The following is a 14,172-nucleotide window of genomic DNA, read 5'->3' on the forward strand; positions in this document are numbered from 1 at the left end:
GGGTCGACCTGCGAGGAGCCGACGGAGCGGACCGCGTTGGTCGAGCAGTTCTGCTCGTGGTCGGCGTGCAGGATGAACAGCACGTCGAGGGCCTTGACCAGGCGCGGGTCCGCCTCGAACTTCTGCTCGCTCATCTTGAACAGCATCGAGAGGAAGTTGGCGGTGTAGCCGAGGTCGTTGTCCGGGTAGACGAACGGCTTGCCCTGCGCGTGGCGGTAGGACCAGGCGCCCAGAGTCGGCATCTTGGCGATCATCCGCACGATCTGCATGTGGCGGTTCTCGGCGTCGCTGATGTTGCGGGCGTCCGGGTAGAACGTCGACAGGGCGCCGACGGAGGCCATCAGCATGCCCATGGGATGGGCGTCGTAGCGGAAGCCCTCCATGAAGCTCTTGACGTTCTCGTGGACGAACGTGTGGTAGGTGATCTCGTGCACCCAGGTGTCGTACTGCTCCTTGGTGGGCAGCTCGCCGTGGATGAGGAGATAGGCGACCTCGAGGAAGTTGGACTTCTCCGCCAGCTGCTCGATCGGGTAGCCGCGGTACTCGAGGATGCCCTTGTCGCCGTCGATGAACGTGACCGCCGAGCGGCACGAGGCCGTGTTGACGAATCCGGGGTCGTAGGTCGCCAGGCCCGGGTCGTCCTCCGTGAGACGGATCTGTCCCAGGTCCTTGGCGGCGATCGTGTTGTCGTTGATCGCGATGTCGTACTCCTGGCCGGTCCGGTTGTCACGGACGGTCAGGGAATCCTTGGCCGCTACGTCGGTCACGTCGGCTCCTGTTCATACGTCTTTGTACGTCTTTGGGTCCGCCCAACTTAGCCGCGGTCCGCGCGCGAGCGCGAACCGGTGTCCACGACCCGGGTCAGCGGCCGGCCACGCGGTTGGCCACCCGCGCGATGCGACTGGTGCGCGCCAGCCCGGCGTCCTCGCGCCGGTCCGCGGCGCGGTAGAGCCGGTAGAGCGCGTGCACGCCGGCCCACCGCAGCGGCTCCGGTTCCCAGCGGCGGACGCGGTGGTTGGTCCACGGCAGCCGCACCAGCGCGGTGTCGTGGCCGAGCACCAGGTCGCGCAGCGTGCGCCCGGCCAGGTTGGTCGCCGTGAGGCCGGAGCCCACGTAGCCGCCGGCGTGGCCGAGCCCCGTCGCCGGGTCGAAGGACACGCTCGCGCTCCAGTCGCGCGGCACCCCCAGCACCCCGCACCAGGCGTGGTCGATGCCGATCCCGGCCAGGGAGGGGAACAGGGAGGTCAGGGTCGAGCGGAGCGACTCCACCGTCCAGTCCTGCGTGCGCCCGTCGACGTCGGTGCGCGAGCCGAAGCGGTAGGGCACGCCCCGCCCGCCCATCGCGATGCGGCCGTCCGCGGTGCGCTGGGCGTAGCAGTAGGCGTGCGCCTCGTCGCCGAGCAGCTCCTCGCCGCTCCAGCCGATCTCGCCCCACTGGGCCTGCGTCAGCGGCTCGGTGGCGAGGATCGCGGAGTTCATCGGCAGCCACTCGCGCCGGTGGCCCGCGAGCCCGGCCGTGAAGCCCTCGAGGCAGCGCAGCACGACGGGTGCGCGGACGGTGCCGTGCTCGGTGGCGACCGCGCCCGGCTCGACGGCGAGGACGCGGGTCCCCTCGTGGATGCGTACGCCGCGCTCCCGCACGACGCGGGCCACACCGCTGACCAGCCGGGCCGGGTGGACCCGGGCGCAGTCGGGATCGAAGCGCCCCGAGATCGCGCCGGCGACCCGGATCCTCGCGGCCACCTGGCGGGCGTCCAGCTCCCCGCCCAGCCGTCGTGCCTGTGCCCGCGAGCGCGCGACGGTCAGCACGCCGCTCCGGACGATGTCGGCCTCGATGCCCTCCCGGGCGGCGACGCCGATGACCTCGTCGACGGTGGCGCGCAGGGCCGAGCGCAGGCGCTCGACGCCCGCCTCGCCCGCCACCTCGGCGTACGCCCGCGCGCTGCCGGCGAGCTCGCTCGACAGCCAGCCGCCGTTGCGCCCCGAGGCGCCGAAGCCTGCGAACTCCGCCTCGAGGACCCGGATGTCGAGGGACGGGTCGGCCTCGTGCAGGTAGTACGCCGTCCAGAGGCCGGTCAGGCCGCCGCCCACGACGGCCACGTCGCAGTCGACGTCGCCCGTCAGCCGGTCGGTCGGGGTGGGCAGCCCGAGCTGCTGCCACCAGAAGGACACGCCACCGTTGTGCACCGGGTCATTGTGGCGTGGAGCGCGGGCTCCGCCGTTTTGCCCCCGTGCGCGCAGCGCCGTACTCTTGCTGGTCGCGACTCCTGCCGCGTCCGCCCTCTCCCCACGGAGATCCAGGGCGGGTGCAGATCCGGACGTCATCCCTCCTGAGGAGGGAGCGATCCGGGCCGTGTTCGTCAGAGGTCGTGGCTCCACCAGCTGGTCCTCGACCGAGGGCCGGGTCCAACGAACCAGAACGGGATACCGCCGTGCGCACGTACAGCCCCAAGCCCGCTGACATCCAGCGCGAGTGGCTCGTCATCGACGCCACCGACGTGGTCCTCGGACGCCTCGCCGTCCAGACCGCCAACCTCCTCCGCGGCAAGCACAAGCCGACCTTCGCTCCGCACATGGACATGGGCGACTTCGTGATCATCGTCAACGCGTCCAAGGTGTCGCTGTCGGGGACCAAGAAGACCACCAAGATGGCCTACCGCCACTCCGGCTACCCGGGCGGTCTCTCCGCCACGCCGTTCGGTGAGCTCCTCGAGAAGGACGCCCGCAAGGCCATCGAGAACGCCGTGTGGGGCATGCTCCCGAAGAACAAGCTCGGTCGTCAGATCCTCAAGAAGCTGAAGGTCTACCCCGGCCCCGACCACCCGCACCTGGCCCAGCAGGCCACTCCGTTCGAGATCTCGCAGATCTCCCAGTGACTGAGGACTCACAGATGACTGAGAACACCCCCGAGGTCGAGGAGACCTTCGAGACCGGCGCCGACGGCGTCACCTACACGTCGGAGAGCGACGCCTCGGCCGACACCCCTGCCCGCCCGGCCACCATCGCCCCCGGCGCGGCCACTGGTCGTCGCAAGGAGGCCGTCGCCCGCGTCCGCATCGTCCCGGGCACCGGCGAGTGGACCATCAACGGTCGCAGCCTGGAGAACTACTTCCCCAACAAGCTGCACCAGCAGATCGCCAACGAGCCGTTCGCCGAGCTGCAGCTCGAGGGCCGCTTCGACGTGCTCGCGCGCGTCCACGGTGGCGGCACCGCCGGTCAGGCCGGCGCCCTGCGCCTCGGCGTGGCCCGCTCCCTCAACCAGATCGACGTCGAGGCCAACCGCCCGGCGCTCAAGAAGGCCGGTCTGCTGACCCGCGACGCCCGCGTCGTGGAGCGCAAGAAGGCCGGTCTCAAGAAGGCCCGCAAGGCCTCGCAGTTCAGCAAGCGCTGATCTCCTAGAGTCTCGTTTCATGACGCGACTCTTCGGCACGGACGGGGTCCGGGGCCTGGCGAACGCCTCCTTGACGGCGGAGCTGGCCCTGGACCTCTCTGTGTGTGCGGCCCATGTCCTGGCCGACCGCGGCGAGTTCCAGGGGCACCGTCCCCTGGCCGTGGTGGGCCGGGACACGCGCATCTCCGGGCAGTTCCTCGAGGCCGCGGTCGTCGCGGGGCTCGCCTCGGCGGGCGTCGACGTACTGCTCCTGGGCGTCCTGCCGACCCCGGGCGTCGCCTACATGACCGAGCGCCTCGGCGCCGACCTCGGCGTCATGCTGTCGGCCTCGCACAACCCGATGCCCGACAACGGCATCAAGTTCCTGGCCCGCGGTGGTCGCAAGCTCGACGACGCCATCGAGATCGCGATCGAGCGGCGCATGGGCGAGCCCTGGGAGCGACCCACCGGCGGTGACGTCGGCCGGGTGCGGGTCTACGACTCCGCCGTCGAGGAGTACGCCGCCCACCTCGAGGGCACGATCACCCACCCGCTCGTCGGGCTCAAGGTGGTCCTCGACTGCGCCGAGGGTGCCGCCCACGCGGCGGGGCCGCGGGCCCTGGAGGACGCCGGCGCCACGGTGATCGCGATCCATGCCGACCCCGACGGCCTCAACATCAACGACAACTGCGGCTCCACCCACCTCGGCTCGCTGCAGGCGGCCGTCCTCGAGCACGGCGCCCACGCGGGCTTCGCCCTCGACGGCGACGCCGACCGGTGCCTGGCCGTCGACGCCGAGGGCAACGTCGTCGACGGCGACCAGCTGCTCGCGATCCTCGCCCTCTCGCTGCGCGACAAGGGCGCGCTGGCCAAGGACACCGTCGTCGCCACCGTGATGAGCAACCTCGGCTTCGTCCAGGCCATGCGCGCGGGCGGCGTCGGCGTACGCCAGACGAAGGTGGGCGACCGCTACGTCCTCGAGGCGATGAAGGTCTCCGGCTACTCCCTCGGCGGTGAGCAGTCGGGCCACGTCATCCTCAGCGACCACGCCACCACCGGCGACGGCATCCTCACCACCCTCCACGTGATGGAGCGGATGGCCACCACCGGGAAGTCCCTGGCCGAGCTCGCCTCGGTGATGACCCGGCTGCCGCAGGTGCTGCTCAACGTGCCCGGCGTCGACAAGTCGCGCGCCGACGAGGACGCCGTGCTCGCCGCCGCCGTGGCCGAGGAGGAGGCGGCGCTGGGGGAGCGGGGCCGGATCCTGCTGCGCCCGTCCGGCACCGAGCCGATCGTGCGTGTCATGGTCGAGGCGCCGACCCAGGTCGAGGCGTCGTCCGTCGCGGAGCGGCTCGCCGATGTGGTGAAGCGCCAGTTGGCGCTGTAGGCCCGATAACTGCGTGACCGGCGCGGATCCCGCGGATACGGTCACGGCGTGGCCGTCGACATCGAGCAGCTCAACCCCCGCAACGAGGCCGCGCTGCGTGCGTGGTGGAAGGTCGGGAGGGCCGCGACGGCCTACCGCCCGGGCAAGCCGTGGCCGCTGTGGGAGCAGAGTCGCGTGGCGCTGCGCGCGGACAACCCCGAGCGGGGTGTCGTCCTGCTCGCGGCGATCGACGGCCGGGAGATGGTCGGTGCGGGCCTGCTGACCCGTCCGCTCGTGGAGAACCTCCACACCGCGATGGCCTTCGCCTACACGCGCCCGGACCGGGAGCGCGAGGGGATCGGGCGACGGCTGGTGGAGGAGCTGGAGGTCATCGCCGCCGGCGACGGACGCACCACCGCGCAGAGCGAGGTCTACCTCCCGCCCGGTGGCACCGCGGCGGGGGAGCCCTTCGCCACGGCGATGGGGTACGACGTCGCGAGCCGGGAGTCGATCAAGGAGCTGGCCCTCACCGACTACCTCGCGACGCGCGACGCGTTGTCCGCTCGGGCCGACGGCTACCGGATCGTCACCTTCGACACCGTCTGCCCCGACGAGCACGTGGAGTCGTTCGGCCGGCTGCTGGGCATGCTGATGACCGAGGTGCCGCTCGGCGAGCTCGACCTGACGGCCTCGGAGTGGACCCCGGAGCGGATCCGCGCGGCCGAGCGGCGCCAGGTCGACATCGGTCGGCACGTGCTGACCGCGATGGCGATCGCGCCGGACGGGGGAGTGGCCGGGGTGTCCGACGTGCGCGTCGACGACACCGACCGCGCACACGGCCAGGTCGGGATCACGATCGTCGACCCGGCCCACCGCGGCCACCGGCTCGGGCTGGCGCTGAAGGTCGCGACGCACGACGTGGCCCTGGCGTCGTACCCCGGGCTGGTCTCGGTCGACACCTCCAACGCCGACGTCAACGCCCACATGAACGCGGTCAACGAGGCGTTGGGCTACCGCACGATCGAGAACTTGCTGGAGCTGCAGAAGAGGCTGTGAATGGTCAGCGAGCCTCGGCGGCAGCGTCGTAGTCGCCCCGGGAGGCCAGGATGGCGCTCAGGTGCGTCTCGGCCCAGTCGGTGAGGGTGGCGATCGGCCCGGTGAGCGAGGCGCCGAGCGGGGTGAGCTCGTAGTCGACGCGCGGCGGCACCTGGGCGTGCACGGTGCGGGTCAGCAGCCCGTCCCGCTCCATCGCCCGGAGCGTCTGGGTCAGCACCTTGGGTGCCACGCCTCCGATGCGCGCCCGCAGCGCGCTGAAGCGGAGCGGGCCGTCCTCGAGCGAGCCGATGACGAGCGCCGTCCACTTGTCGCCGATGCGGTCCAGCACGACGCGGGTCGGGCAGTCGGGGTCGAAGGCGTCACCCCTGCTCATGGTTACCACAAGGTACTTATAGCACGTTGAAGTCATCAGTTACCACTGGTTACTGTGGACGTATCCGCTCCTACAACTGAAGGACACCCCATGAAGATCGCCCTGTTCGGCGCCACCGGCATGGTCGGCTCCCGCATCGCCGCCGAGGCCACCTCCCGCGGCCACGAGGTCACCCCGCTCAGCCGTTCCACCGGGGGCGACCTCGCCGATGCCGACGCCGTACGCCGTGCCGCTGCCGACCACGACGTGGTCGTCTCCGCGACCGGCCCGAGCCGCACCGGCGAGTCGCACCAGCCCTGGCTCGACGCCGTCTCCACCCTCATCGACGACGCCGCTGAGGCCCGCGTGCTCTTCGTCGGCGGCGCCGGCTCGCTCCTCACGCCCGACGGCACGCGCCTCCTCGACGCCGACGGCTTCCCCGAGGAGTACAAGGCCGAGTCCACCTCGGGTGCCGCCGCGCTCGACCTCTTCCGCGCCGCGCCCGAGTCGCTGGACTGGACCTTCTTCAGCCCCGCCCCCGTCATCGCGCCGGGTGAGCGCACCGGGTCGTACGCCACCTCCCTCGACACCCCGGCGGGCGACTTCATCAGCGCGGAGGACTACGCCGTCGCCCTGGTCGACGAGATCGAGGAGCCGCGCCACCGTCGCCAGCGCTTCACCGCCGCGACCGCCTGAGTCCCTGGGGGCGGACGTCATGAGGATCTCGGGTTCGCATCCCGGATTCCCATGACGTCCGCCGGGACCCCGGCCTCAGAGCTTGCGGAGCCGGACGTACTTCACGGAGTGGTCGGCGTCCTTGCGCAGCACGAGGTTGGCCCGCGAGCGGGTCGGGGCGACGTTCTGCACCAGGTTGGGCTCGTTGATCGAGTCCCAGATCCGCGTGGCCTGGTCGACGGCCTCGTCGTGCGACAGCGCGGCGTACTTGCGGAAGTACGACGCCGGGTCCCGGAAGGCGGTCTCGCGCAGCCGCAGGAAACGGTCGACGTACCACCGCTTGATGTCCGCGAGCGCGGCGTCGACGTAGACGGAGAAGTCGAAGAAGTCGCTGACCGCGAGGCCGGTGCGGCCGTCGTCGCGCATCCGCGCCGGCTGCAGGACGTTGAGGCCCTCGATGATCACGATGTCGGGGCGCTTCACGACCACGCGGTCGTCGGGGACGACGTCGTAGACGAGGTGGGAGTAGATCGGTGCCTCGACCTCGTCACGGCCCGACTTGATGTCGATGACGAACTTGAGCAGGGCCCGGCGGTCGTAGGACTCCGGGAAGCCCTTGCGGTGCAGGATCCCGCGGCGCTCGAGCTCGTCGTTGGGGAGCAGGAACCCGTCGGTGGTCACCAGCGCGACGTTGGGGTGCTCGGGCCAGTGCGCCAGCATCTGCTGCAGCACGCGGGCGGTGGTCGACTTGCCCACCGCGACCGAGCCGGCGAGGCCGATGACGAACGGCGTACGCGGCGGGGTGACGCGGTGCAGGAACTCCTCCTGCTCGCGGTGCAGCCGCGAGTTCGCGGCGACGTAGAGGCTCAGCAGGCGCGAGAGCGGGAGGTAGACCTGCTCGATCTCGCGCAGGTCGAGCTGGTCGCCCAGGCCCCGGAGGCTGACGACCTCCTCGGGGGTGAGGACGGTCTCGGCGGTGCCGGCCAGCTGCGCCCACGCGGCCCGCTCGAGCTCGACGTAGGGGGAGGACTCCCCGCCGGAGGCGCCGTTGGTGGTGCCGTGGTGCGACGCCGGGACCTCGGACATGGGTGCGATTGTGGCACCGCAGGGCCGCGCGGCCGCGCGGCACCCTGCCGATAGACTCCCCGGCCATGTGCGGAATCGTCGGATATGTGGGTGACAGGCCGGCCGAGGCCGTGGTGGTCGAGGGTCTGCGGCGGCTGGAGTACCGCGGCTACGACTCCGCCGGGATCGCCCTCATCGACGACGGGACCATCGTCACCGACAAGCGTGCCGGCAAGCTCGCCAACCTCGAGAAGGCGATCGCCGAGTCGCCGCTGCCGCCCGCCACGACGGGCATCGGCCACACCCGGTGGGCGACCCACGGCCCGCCCACCGACCGCAACGCCCACCCCCACCTCGGCCGCGCACGCCGGGTGGCCCTGGTGCACAACGGCATCATCGAGAACTTCGCCGAGCTCCGCTCCCGCCTCGAGTCCGAGGGTGTCGAGATGGCCTCCGACACCGACACCGAGGTCGCGGCCCACCTGCTCGAGGAGCAGCTGGAGACCGGCATCGACCTGACCGTCGCCATGCAGAACGTCTGCCGCGGCCTGCAGGGCGCCTTCACGCTCGTCGCCGTCGACGCGCACGACCCTGACCGCGTGGTCGCCGCCCGCCGCAACAGCCCGCTCGTCGTCGGCATCGGCGAGGGCGAGAACTTCCTCGGCTCCGACGTCGCGGCCTTCATCGAGCACACCCGCGAGGCGATGGAGCTCGACCAGGACCAGGTCGTCACCATCACCCGTGAGGGCGTCAGCGTCTCGGGCTTCGACGGCACCCCGGCCGAGGGTCGCCGCTACCACGTCGACTGGGACCTCTCCGCGGCGGAGAAGGACGGGCACGACTGGTTCATGCGCAAGGAGATCTTCGAGCAGCCGCGCGCCGTCGCCGACTCCCTGCTCGGGCGCCGCGGCGCCGACGGCCTGCTGCAGCTCGACGAGATGCGCCTGTCCGACCAGGACCTGCGCGACGTCGACAAGATCATCATCATCGCGGCCGGCACGTCCTTCTACGCCGGCATGGTGGCCAAGTACGCCATCGAGCACTGGTGCCGGATCCCGGTCGAGGTCGAGCTCGCGAGCGAGTTCCGCTACCGCGACCCGATCCTCACCAGCGACACCCTCGTCGTCGCGATCAGCCAGTCGGGCGAGACCGCCGACACCCTCCAGGCGATCCGCCACGCCCGCGAGCAGCGGTCGAAGGTCCTGTCGATCTGCAACACCAACGGCTCGACCATCCCGCGCGAGTCCGACGGCGTCATCTACACCCACGCGGGCCCCGAGATCGGCGTCGCGTCGACCAAGGGCTTCCTCACCCAGCTCGTGGCCTGCTACCTCCTCGCCCTCTACCTCGCGCAGGTCAAGGGCACGCGCTACGGCGACGAGATCTCCCAGGTCATGGACCAGCTCGAGCAGATGCCGGCCCACGTCCAGACCGTCCTCGACAAGTCCGAGCAGGTCTACGCCCTGGCCCGCGACCACGTCGGCAGCCGGTCCGTGCTCTTCCTCGGTCGCCACGCGGGCTACCCCGTCGCGCTGGAAGGTGCCCTCAAGCTCAAGGAGATCGCCTACCTCCACGCCGAGGGCTTCGCGGCCGGCGAGCTCAAGCACGGCCCGATCGCCCTCGTCGAGGAGGGCCTGCCGATCCTGTGCATCGTGCCCCCGCGCGGGCGCGACCAGCTGCACGACAAGATGATCAGCGGCATCCAGGAGGTGCGCGCCCGAGGTGCCCGCACGCTCTGCCTCGCGGAGGAGGGCGACACCGCCATCGAGCCGTACGCCGACGTGCTGATCACGCTGCCCCAGGTGCCGGTGCTGCTCCAGCCCCTGGTCGCCGTGGTGCCCCTCCAGCTCTTCGCGTGCGAGCTGGCGACCCAGCTCGGCCACGACGTCGACCAGCCGCGCAACCTCGCCAAGTCCGTCACGGTCGAATAGCCACCACCCCACGACGACGCGCTCCGCTTGCCAACTTGTGAGGACCCCGGAAAGGAGTGAGTGTGCCGGTCATCGGCATCGGCATCGACGTGGTCGACATCGACCGCTTCGTGCAGTCCCTCGAGCGCACGCCCGCCCTCCGCGGGCGGCTGTTCACCGACGCCGAGGCCACCCGCCCGCCGGCCTCGCTGGCGGCCCGCTTCGCCGCCAAGGAGGCCATGGCCAAGGCCCTGGGCGCACCGGTCGGCATGGCCTGGCACGACGCCGAGATCGTCTCGGAGGAGACCGGCCGCCCGCGCTTCGAGATCCGGGGCACGGTCGCCGCGCAGGCCGACGCGCTGGGGGTCACCCACGTGCACGTCTCGCTCTCGCACGACGCCGGCATCGCCTCGGCCGTCGTCGTCCTGGAGGGCTGACGTGCTGCGAGCCCACACCGTCGACGACGTACGCCGTGCGGAGCAGGCCGCGATGGCCGACCTGCCGCAGGGAGCGCTGATGCAGCGCGCGGCGGCGGGTCTCGCCGCGGCCGTGCTCGACCTGCTCGGTACGGCCTACGGACGCCGCGTCGTGCTGCTCGTCGGTCCCGGGGACAACGGCGGGGACGCCCTGTGGGCCGGCGCTCGGCTGGCGGGGCGGGGCGTCCGTGTCGAGGCGCTGCTCCTGGCCGACCGTGTCCACGAGGAGGGGCTGGCCGCGCTGCACGCCGCTGGAGGCCGCGCCACCCGTGACCTCGCCGACCTCGACCCCGCTCCCGACCTCCTCGTGGACGGGATCGTCGGCATCGGCGGTCGTCCCGGGTTGCGTCCCGACGCGGTCGCCGCCCTCCAGCATCTCGACGGCGTGCCCGTCGTGGCGGTCGACGTGCCGTCGGGCGTCGACGTCGACACCGGTCGGCTCGACGGGCCGCACGTGGTCGCCGACCTCACCGTCACCTTCGGCACCCACAAGGTCGCCCACCTCGCGGACCCCGCCTCCACCGCCAGCGGTGCCCTCCACCTGGTCGACCTCGGGCTCGACCTCGGCACGCCGTCGCTGGAGGCGCTCCAGCCCGACGACGTGCGGGCGCTGCTCCCGCGGCCGGGCCAGGTGGCACACAAGTACACCCGCGGCGTCGTCGGCGTCCGCGCGGGCTCCGGCACCTATCCCGGCGCCGCGCTCCTGGCGGTCGCGGGAGCCAACTCCGGCCTGGCGGGCATGGTGAGGTACGTCGGTCCCGAGCCGATCGCGGACCGCGTCCGGGCCGCGCACCCCGAGGTGGTCGGCGCCGGGCGGGTCCAGGCCTGGGTGGTCGGTCCCGGTGGCGGTGACGACGCCGCGCAGATGCTCGCCGACGCCCGCGCGGACGACGTACCCGTCGTCGTGGACGCCGACGCGCTGCGCCACGTGGACGGTCCGCTGCCGGGCTGTGTCCTCACCCCGCACACCGGCGAGCTCGCCGCGATGCTCGGCGTCGAGCGCGCCGAGGTGGAGGCCTCGCCCCTCGCCTTCGCCCGCGACGCCGCTCTCCGCTGGGAGTGCGTGGTCCTGCTCAAGGGCCACCACACGCTGGTGGCCGGCGCCGACGGGCCCGTGCGGGTGACCACCACCGGCGTTCCCTGGCTGGCCACCGCGGGCGCGGGCGACGTCCTCGCCGGGGTGATCGGTGCCCTGCTCGCCTCCGGCCTGGGCGCGTACGACGCCGCGTCGGTGGGGTCGTGGCTGCACGGGGCCGCCGCCACCGAGGCGGCGGACGGCGGTCCGCTGACGGCCAGCCGGGTCGCGGTCCAGATCCCGCGCGTGGTCCGCGAGACACTGTCGGGTTTGGGATGATCAGTCCCATGACCGATCCCGTGCCGCCGCGCGCCGAGATCGTGGTCGACCTGGCTGCCATCCGGCACAACGTCGGCATCCTCAAGGACCTGGTGTCGGTCGACGGTCCGGTCCAGGTGATGGCGGTCGTCAAGGCCGACGGCTACGGCCACGGCATGGTCGAGGCGGCCGGTGCAGCGCGCGACGGCGGTGCCGACTGGCTCGGCGTGGCGACGATCGAGGAGGCGCTGGCCCTGCGTGCGGCCGGGGATCGCGGACCGCTGCTGTGCTGGCTCAGCGCGCCGGGCGACGACTTCGCGTCCGCCGTCGCCGCGGGGGTGGAGGTGACCGCCTACACGTTCGCCGAGCTCGACGAGATCGCTGCCGTCGGGGGCGCCCGCGTGCAGCTCAAGGTCGACACCGGCCTCTCCCGCGGCGGAGCGGCCCGTGCGGACTGGCAGCCGTTCTTCGCGGCCGCGGCGACCCACGAGGCTGCCGGTCGGGTGCACGTCACCGGGATCTGGTCGCACTTCGCGGCGAGCGACGAGCCCGCCCACCCCGCCAACGACGCCCAGGAGGCCGCCTTCCGCGACGCCCTCCGCCTCGCCGAGGAGGCCGGTCTGGATCCCGAGGTGACCCACCTCGCCAACTCGGCCGCGGCGATCCTGCGCCCGTCGTCGCACTTCGACCTGGTGCGCTGCGGCATCGCGTCGTACGGGCTGGACCCGGCACCCGGCGTCACGCCCGGCCTGGGCCTGCGGCCCGCGATGACCGTCCGCGCGCGGCTGGTGATGAGCAAGCCTGTCGCGGCCGGCGACGGCGTCTCCTACGGCCACACCTGGCACGCCGACGAGGACACCACCGTGGGCCTGGTGCCCGCCGGCTACGGCGACGGCATCCCGCGCGCGGCGGGCAACACCGCCTCGGTCTGGGTGGACGACTCGCTGCGTCCCGTCCGGGGGCGGGTCTGCATGGACCAGCTCGTCGTCGACCTGCACGGCGAGCTGCCGCCGACCGGCACCGAGGTGATCCTCTTCGGACCCGGCGACCGCGGCGAGCCGACCGCCCAGGACTGGGCGGACGCGGTCGGCACCATCAGCTACGAGATCGTGACGCGGGTCGGCGGACGGCTGGTCCGACGCCACGTGGACACCGACGACACCGACACGGACGACATCGACACCGACGACGACAGCGAAGGGACCACCCGGTGAGCATCAAGGGCCGGATCTTCGGCACCGTCGTGGGCGCGGCGGGCCTCGCCGCCGCCGCGGGCGCCGTCGGCATCGCCCGCCAGAATCGCATCATCGGCAACCGGGCCGCGGGGGAGCAGGTCGCGTTCGGCGAGCTGCACAGCCCGCGCCGGGTGGTCGTCACCGACGACGCCGTGGACCTGCACGTCGAGATCGACGAGCCCGGCGACTTCGGCGGCCCCCGCGCCACCGACGACGACCTCACGATCGTCTTCGTGCACGGCTACTCGCTCAACCTCGACAGCTGGCACTTCCAGCGCGCCGCCTACCGCGGCCAGGTGCGCACCGTGTTCTACGACCAGCGCAGCCACGGCCGCTCGGCCCGGTCGGGCGAGGACCACTGCACCATCGACCAGCTCGGCCAGGACCTGCGGCGCGTCATCGAGGACACGGTCCCGGGCCGGTGCGTGGTCGTGGGGCACTCGATGGGTGGCATGACGGTGATCTCGCTGGCCGAGCTCCACCCCGAGCTGTTCGGCGACAAGGTCGTCGGCGCGGCCCTGATCTCCACGACAGCAGGTGGTCTCGACCCCGGCCGCATCCTCTTCCCGATGCTGCCGCTCGGCCTCGGCGGCCGGTTCGTCGGGCGCGCGGTGCGCACCCTCGACCGCGGGCACAAGGTGGTGGACCTCGCGCGCGGGTGGGGCCTCGCGGTGGCGGACGTCGTGACCGACCGCTACGCCTTCGGGACCGACCCCGTGCCGGCCAGTCACGTCGAGTTCGTCTACTCCATGCTCAACGCCACACCGTTCGCCGTCGTTGCCGACTTCTACCCGGCCTTCGCGACGCTCGACAAGTTCGAGCACCTCGAGCCGCTGGGCCGCGTCCCCACCGCGATCATCTGTGGCACCGAGGACAAGATCACCTCGGTCGGGCACAGCCGCAAGCTCCACAGCAGGATCCCCGGCTCCAGCCTGCTGGAGTGCGAGGGCGCCGGCCACATGGTGCTGCTCGAGCAGCACAAGCAGGTCACGGCGGAGCTCGACGACCTGCTGTCGCTCGCCCAGGGGCAGGGCCTGCTGTGAGTGTCGTCGTACGCCGGGTCGGCCCGGAGGCTGCTGCCGACGTGCTGGCCGTGGTGCGTGAGGCCTTCGGCGCCCGGCCCGTCCTCGACCCCCCGGCCGACGCGCTCGGTGAGGACCTCGACTCGATCGCCCGGCTGCTCGCCGGCCGCGGCGGGCTGCTCGCCACCATCGACGACGCACCGGTCGGGTGTGCCGTCCTCGACGTCCGCCCCGACGGCATCGTGCTGCGGAGGTTCGGCGTGACGCCGCGGGCGCAGGGACAGGGCGTGGCGACGGCGCTGGTCGACGCCG

At 72.3% G+C, this 14,172-nt stretch carries 15 protein-coding genes; 11 read left to right on the plus strand and 4 right to left on the minus strand.

Annotated elements, in window-relative coordinates; translation table 11 throughout:
- The coding region (locus tag JWN97_RS06055; RefSeq protein WP_297619885.1) for a citrate/2-methylcitrate synthase at positions 1-767 on the minus strand (767 nt) is incomplete at its 3' end.
- A gap of 94 nt (positions 768-861) precedes the next feature.
- Positions 862-2,187: an FAD-binding oxidoreductase gene (locus JWN97_RS06060; RefSeq protein WP_297619888.1), complete on the minus strand. Its 1,326-nt coding sequence runs from the start codon at positions 2,185-2,187 to the stop codon at positions 862-864.
- 245 nt (positions 2,188-2,432) lie between these two features.
- Between JWN97_RS06060 and rplM the strand changes: the two genes are divergently transcribed.
- Genes rplM through JWN97_RS06080 form a run of 4 tightly spaced genes read left to right on the plus strand, consistent with a single transcriptional unit; the run spans position 2,433 to position 5,792 of the window.
- On the plus strand, positions 2,433-2,876 hold the full coding sequence (rplM, locus tag JWN97_RS06065) for a 50S ribosomal protein L13 (protein ID WP_209952469.1): 444 nt from the start codon (positions 2,433-2,435) through the stop codon (positions 2,874-2,876).
- Between the two features lie 14 nt (positions 2,877-2,890).
- Positions 2,891-3,391, plus strand: a complete 501-nt coding sequence (rpsI, locus tag JWN97_RS06070; protein WP_297619895.1) for a 30S ribosomal protein S9 — start codon at positions 2,891-2,893, stop codon at positions 3,389-3,391.
- A 19-nt stretch (positions 3,392-3,410) separates the two neighbouring features.
- Positions 3,411-4,757, plus strand: coding sequence for a phosphoglucosamine mutase (glmM, locus tag JWN97_RS06075; RefSeq protein WP_297619898.1), 1,347 nt, complete (start codon positions 3,411-3,413; stop codon positions 4,755-4,757).
- A gap of 48 nt (positions 4,758-4,805) precedes the next feature.
- On the plus strand, positions 4,806-5,792 hold the full coding sequence (locus JWN97_RS06080) for a GNAT family N-acetyltransferase (protein WP_297619901.1): 987 nt from the start codon (positions 4,806-4,808) through the stop codon (positions 5,790-5,792).
- A 4-nt stretch (positions 5,793-5,796) separates the two neighbouring features.
- Here the strand turns inward: JWN97_RS06080 and JWN97_RS06085 are convergent, their stop codons facing one another.
- Complete coding sequence (locus JWN97_RS06085; RefSeq protein WP_297619904.1) at positions 5,797-6,165, minus strand: helix-turn-helix domain-containing protein; 369 nt, start codon at positions 6,163-6,165, stop codon at positions 5,797-5,799.
- A gap of 90 nt (positions 6,166-6,255) precedes the next feature.
- Between JWN97_RS06085 and JWN97_RS06090 the strand changes: the two genes are divergently transcribed.
- Positions 6,256-6,840, plus strand: a complete 585-nt coding sequence (locus JWN97_RS06090) for an NAD(P)H-binding protein (RefSeq protein ID WP_297619907.1) — start codon at positions 6,256-6,258, stop codon at positions 6,838-6,840.
- Between the two features lie 75 nt (positions 6,841-6,915).
- Here the strand turns inward: JWN97_RS06090 and coaA are convergent, their stop codons facing one another.
- Entirely contained in the window at positions 6,916-7,905 is a 990-nt protein-coding gene (coaA, locus tag JWN97_RS06095) for a type I pantothenate kinase (RefSeq protein ID WP_297619910.1), read from the minus strand.
- 65 nt (positions 7,906-7,970) lie between these two features.
- Here coaA and glmS point away from each other — a divergent pair, with 65 nt between their 5' ends.
- The 6 genes from glmS to JWN97_RS06125 form a co-directional block, all read left to right on the plus strand.
- Complete coding sequence (gene glmS, locus JWN97_RS06100; protein WP_297619913.1) at positions 7,971-9,815, plus strand: glutamine--fructose-6-phosphate transaminase (isomerizing); 1,845 nt, start codon at positions 7,971-7,973, stop codon at positions 9,813-9,815.
- A 62-nt stretch (positions 9,816-9,877) separates the two neighbouring features.
- Positions 9,878-10,231 carry a holo-ACP synthase gene (locus tag JWN97_RS06105; protein ID WP_297619927.1) on the plus strand — a complete coding sequence of 118 codons (354 nt, stop codon included), beginning with the start codon at positions 9,878-9,880 and terminating at the stop codon, positions 10,229-10,231.
- Between the two features lies 1 nt (position 10,232).
- Positions 10,233-11,624, plus strand: coding sequence for an NAD(P)H-hydrate dehydratase (locus JWN97_RS06110; RefSeq protein WP_297619916.1), 1,392 nt, complete (start codon positions 10,233-10,235; stop codon positions 11,622-11,624).
- 8 nt (positions 11,625-11,632) lie between these two features.
- Positions 11,633-12,817 (plus strand): alanine racemase, encoded by a 1,185-nt coding sequence (gene alr, locus JWN97_RS06115; RefSeq protein ID WP_297619919.1) that lies wholly within the window; start codon positions 11,633-11,635, stop codon positions 12,815-12,817.
- Positions 12,814-13,881: an alpha/beta hydrolase gene (locus tag JWN97_RS06120; RefSeq protein ID WP_297619922.1), complete on the plus strand. Its 1,068-nt coding sequence runs from the start codon at positions 12,814-12,816 to the stop codon at positions 13,879-13,881. Before alr ends, JWN97_RS06120 begins: the two co-directional genes overlap by 4 nt.
- Positions 13,878-14,172: GNAT family N-acetyltransferase (locus JWN97_RS06125; protein WP_297619925.1), on the plus strand; the 295-nt coding region annotated here is incomplete at its 3' end. The genes JWN97_RS06120 and JWN97_RS06125, both read left to right, overlap by 4 nt.

Source organism: Nocardioides sp. (assembly GCF_025965415.1).
Classification (GTDB): domain Bacteria; phylum Actinomycetota; class Actinomycetes; order Propionibacteriales; family Nocardioidaceae; genus Nocardioides.

Coding starts and splice junctions, on each gene's coding strand:
- rpsI (WP_297619895.1), top strand. CDS start 2,891: ATGACTGAGAACACCCCCGAGGTCGAGGAGACCTTCGAGACCGGCGCC.
- glmM (WP_297619898.1), top strand. CDS start 3,411: ATGACGCGACTCTTCGGCACGGACGGGGTCCGGGGCCTGGCGAACGCC.
- JWN97_RS06085 (WP_297619904.1), bottom strand. CDS start 6,165: ATGAGCAGGGGTGACGCCTTCGACCCCGACTGCCCGACCCGCGTCGTG.
- JWN97_RS06090 (WP_297619907.1), top strand. CDS start 6,256: ATGAAGATCGCCCTGTTCGGCGCCACCGGCATGGTCGGCTCCCGCATC.
- coaA (WP_297619910.1), bottom strand. CDS start 7,905: ATGTCCGAGGTCCCGGCGTCGCACCACGGCACCACCAACGGCGCCTCC.
- glmS (WP_297619913.1), top strand. CDS start 7,971: ATGTGCGGAATCGTCGGATATGTGGGTGACAGGCCGGCCGAGGCCGTG.
- alr (WP_297619919.1), top strand. CDS start 11,633: ATGACCGATCCCGTGCCGCCGCGCGCCGAGATCGTGGTCGACCTGGCT.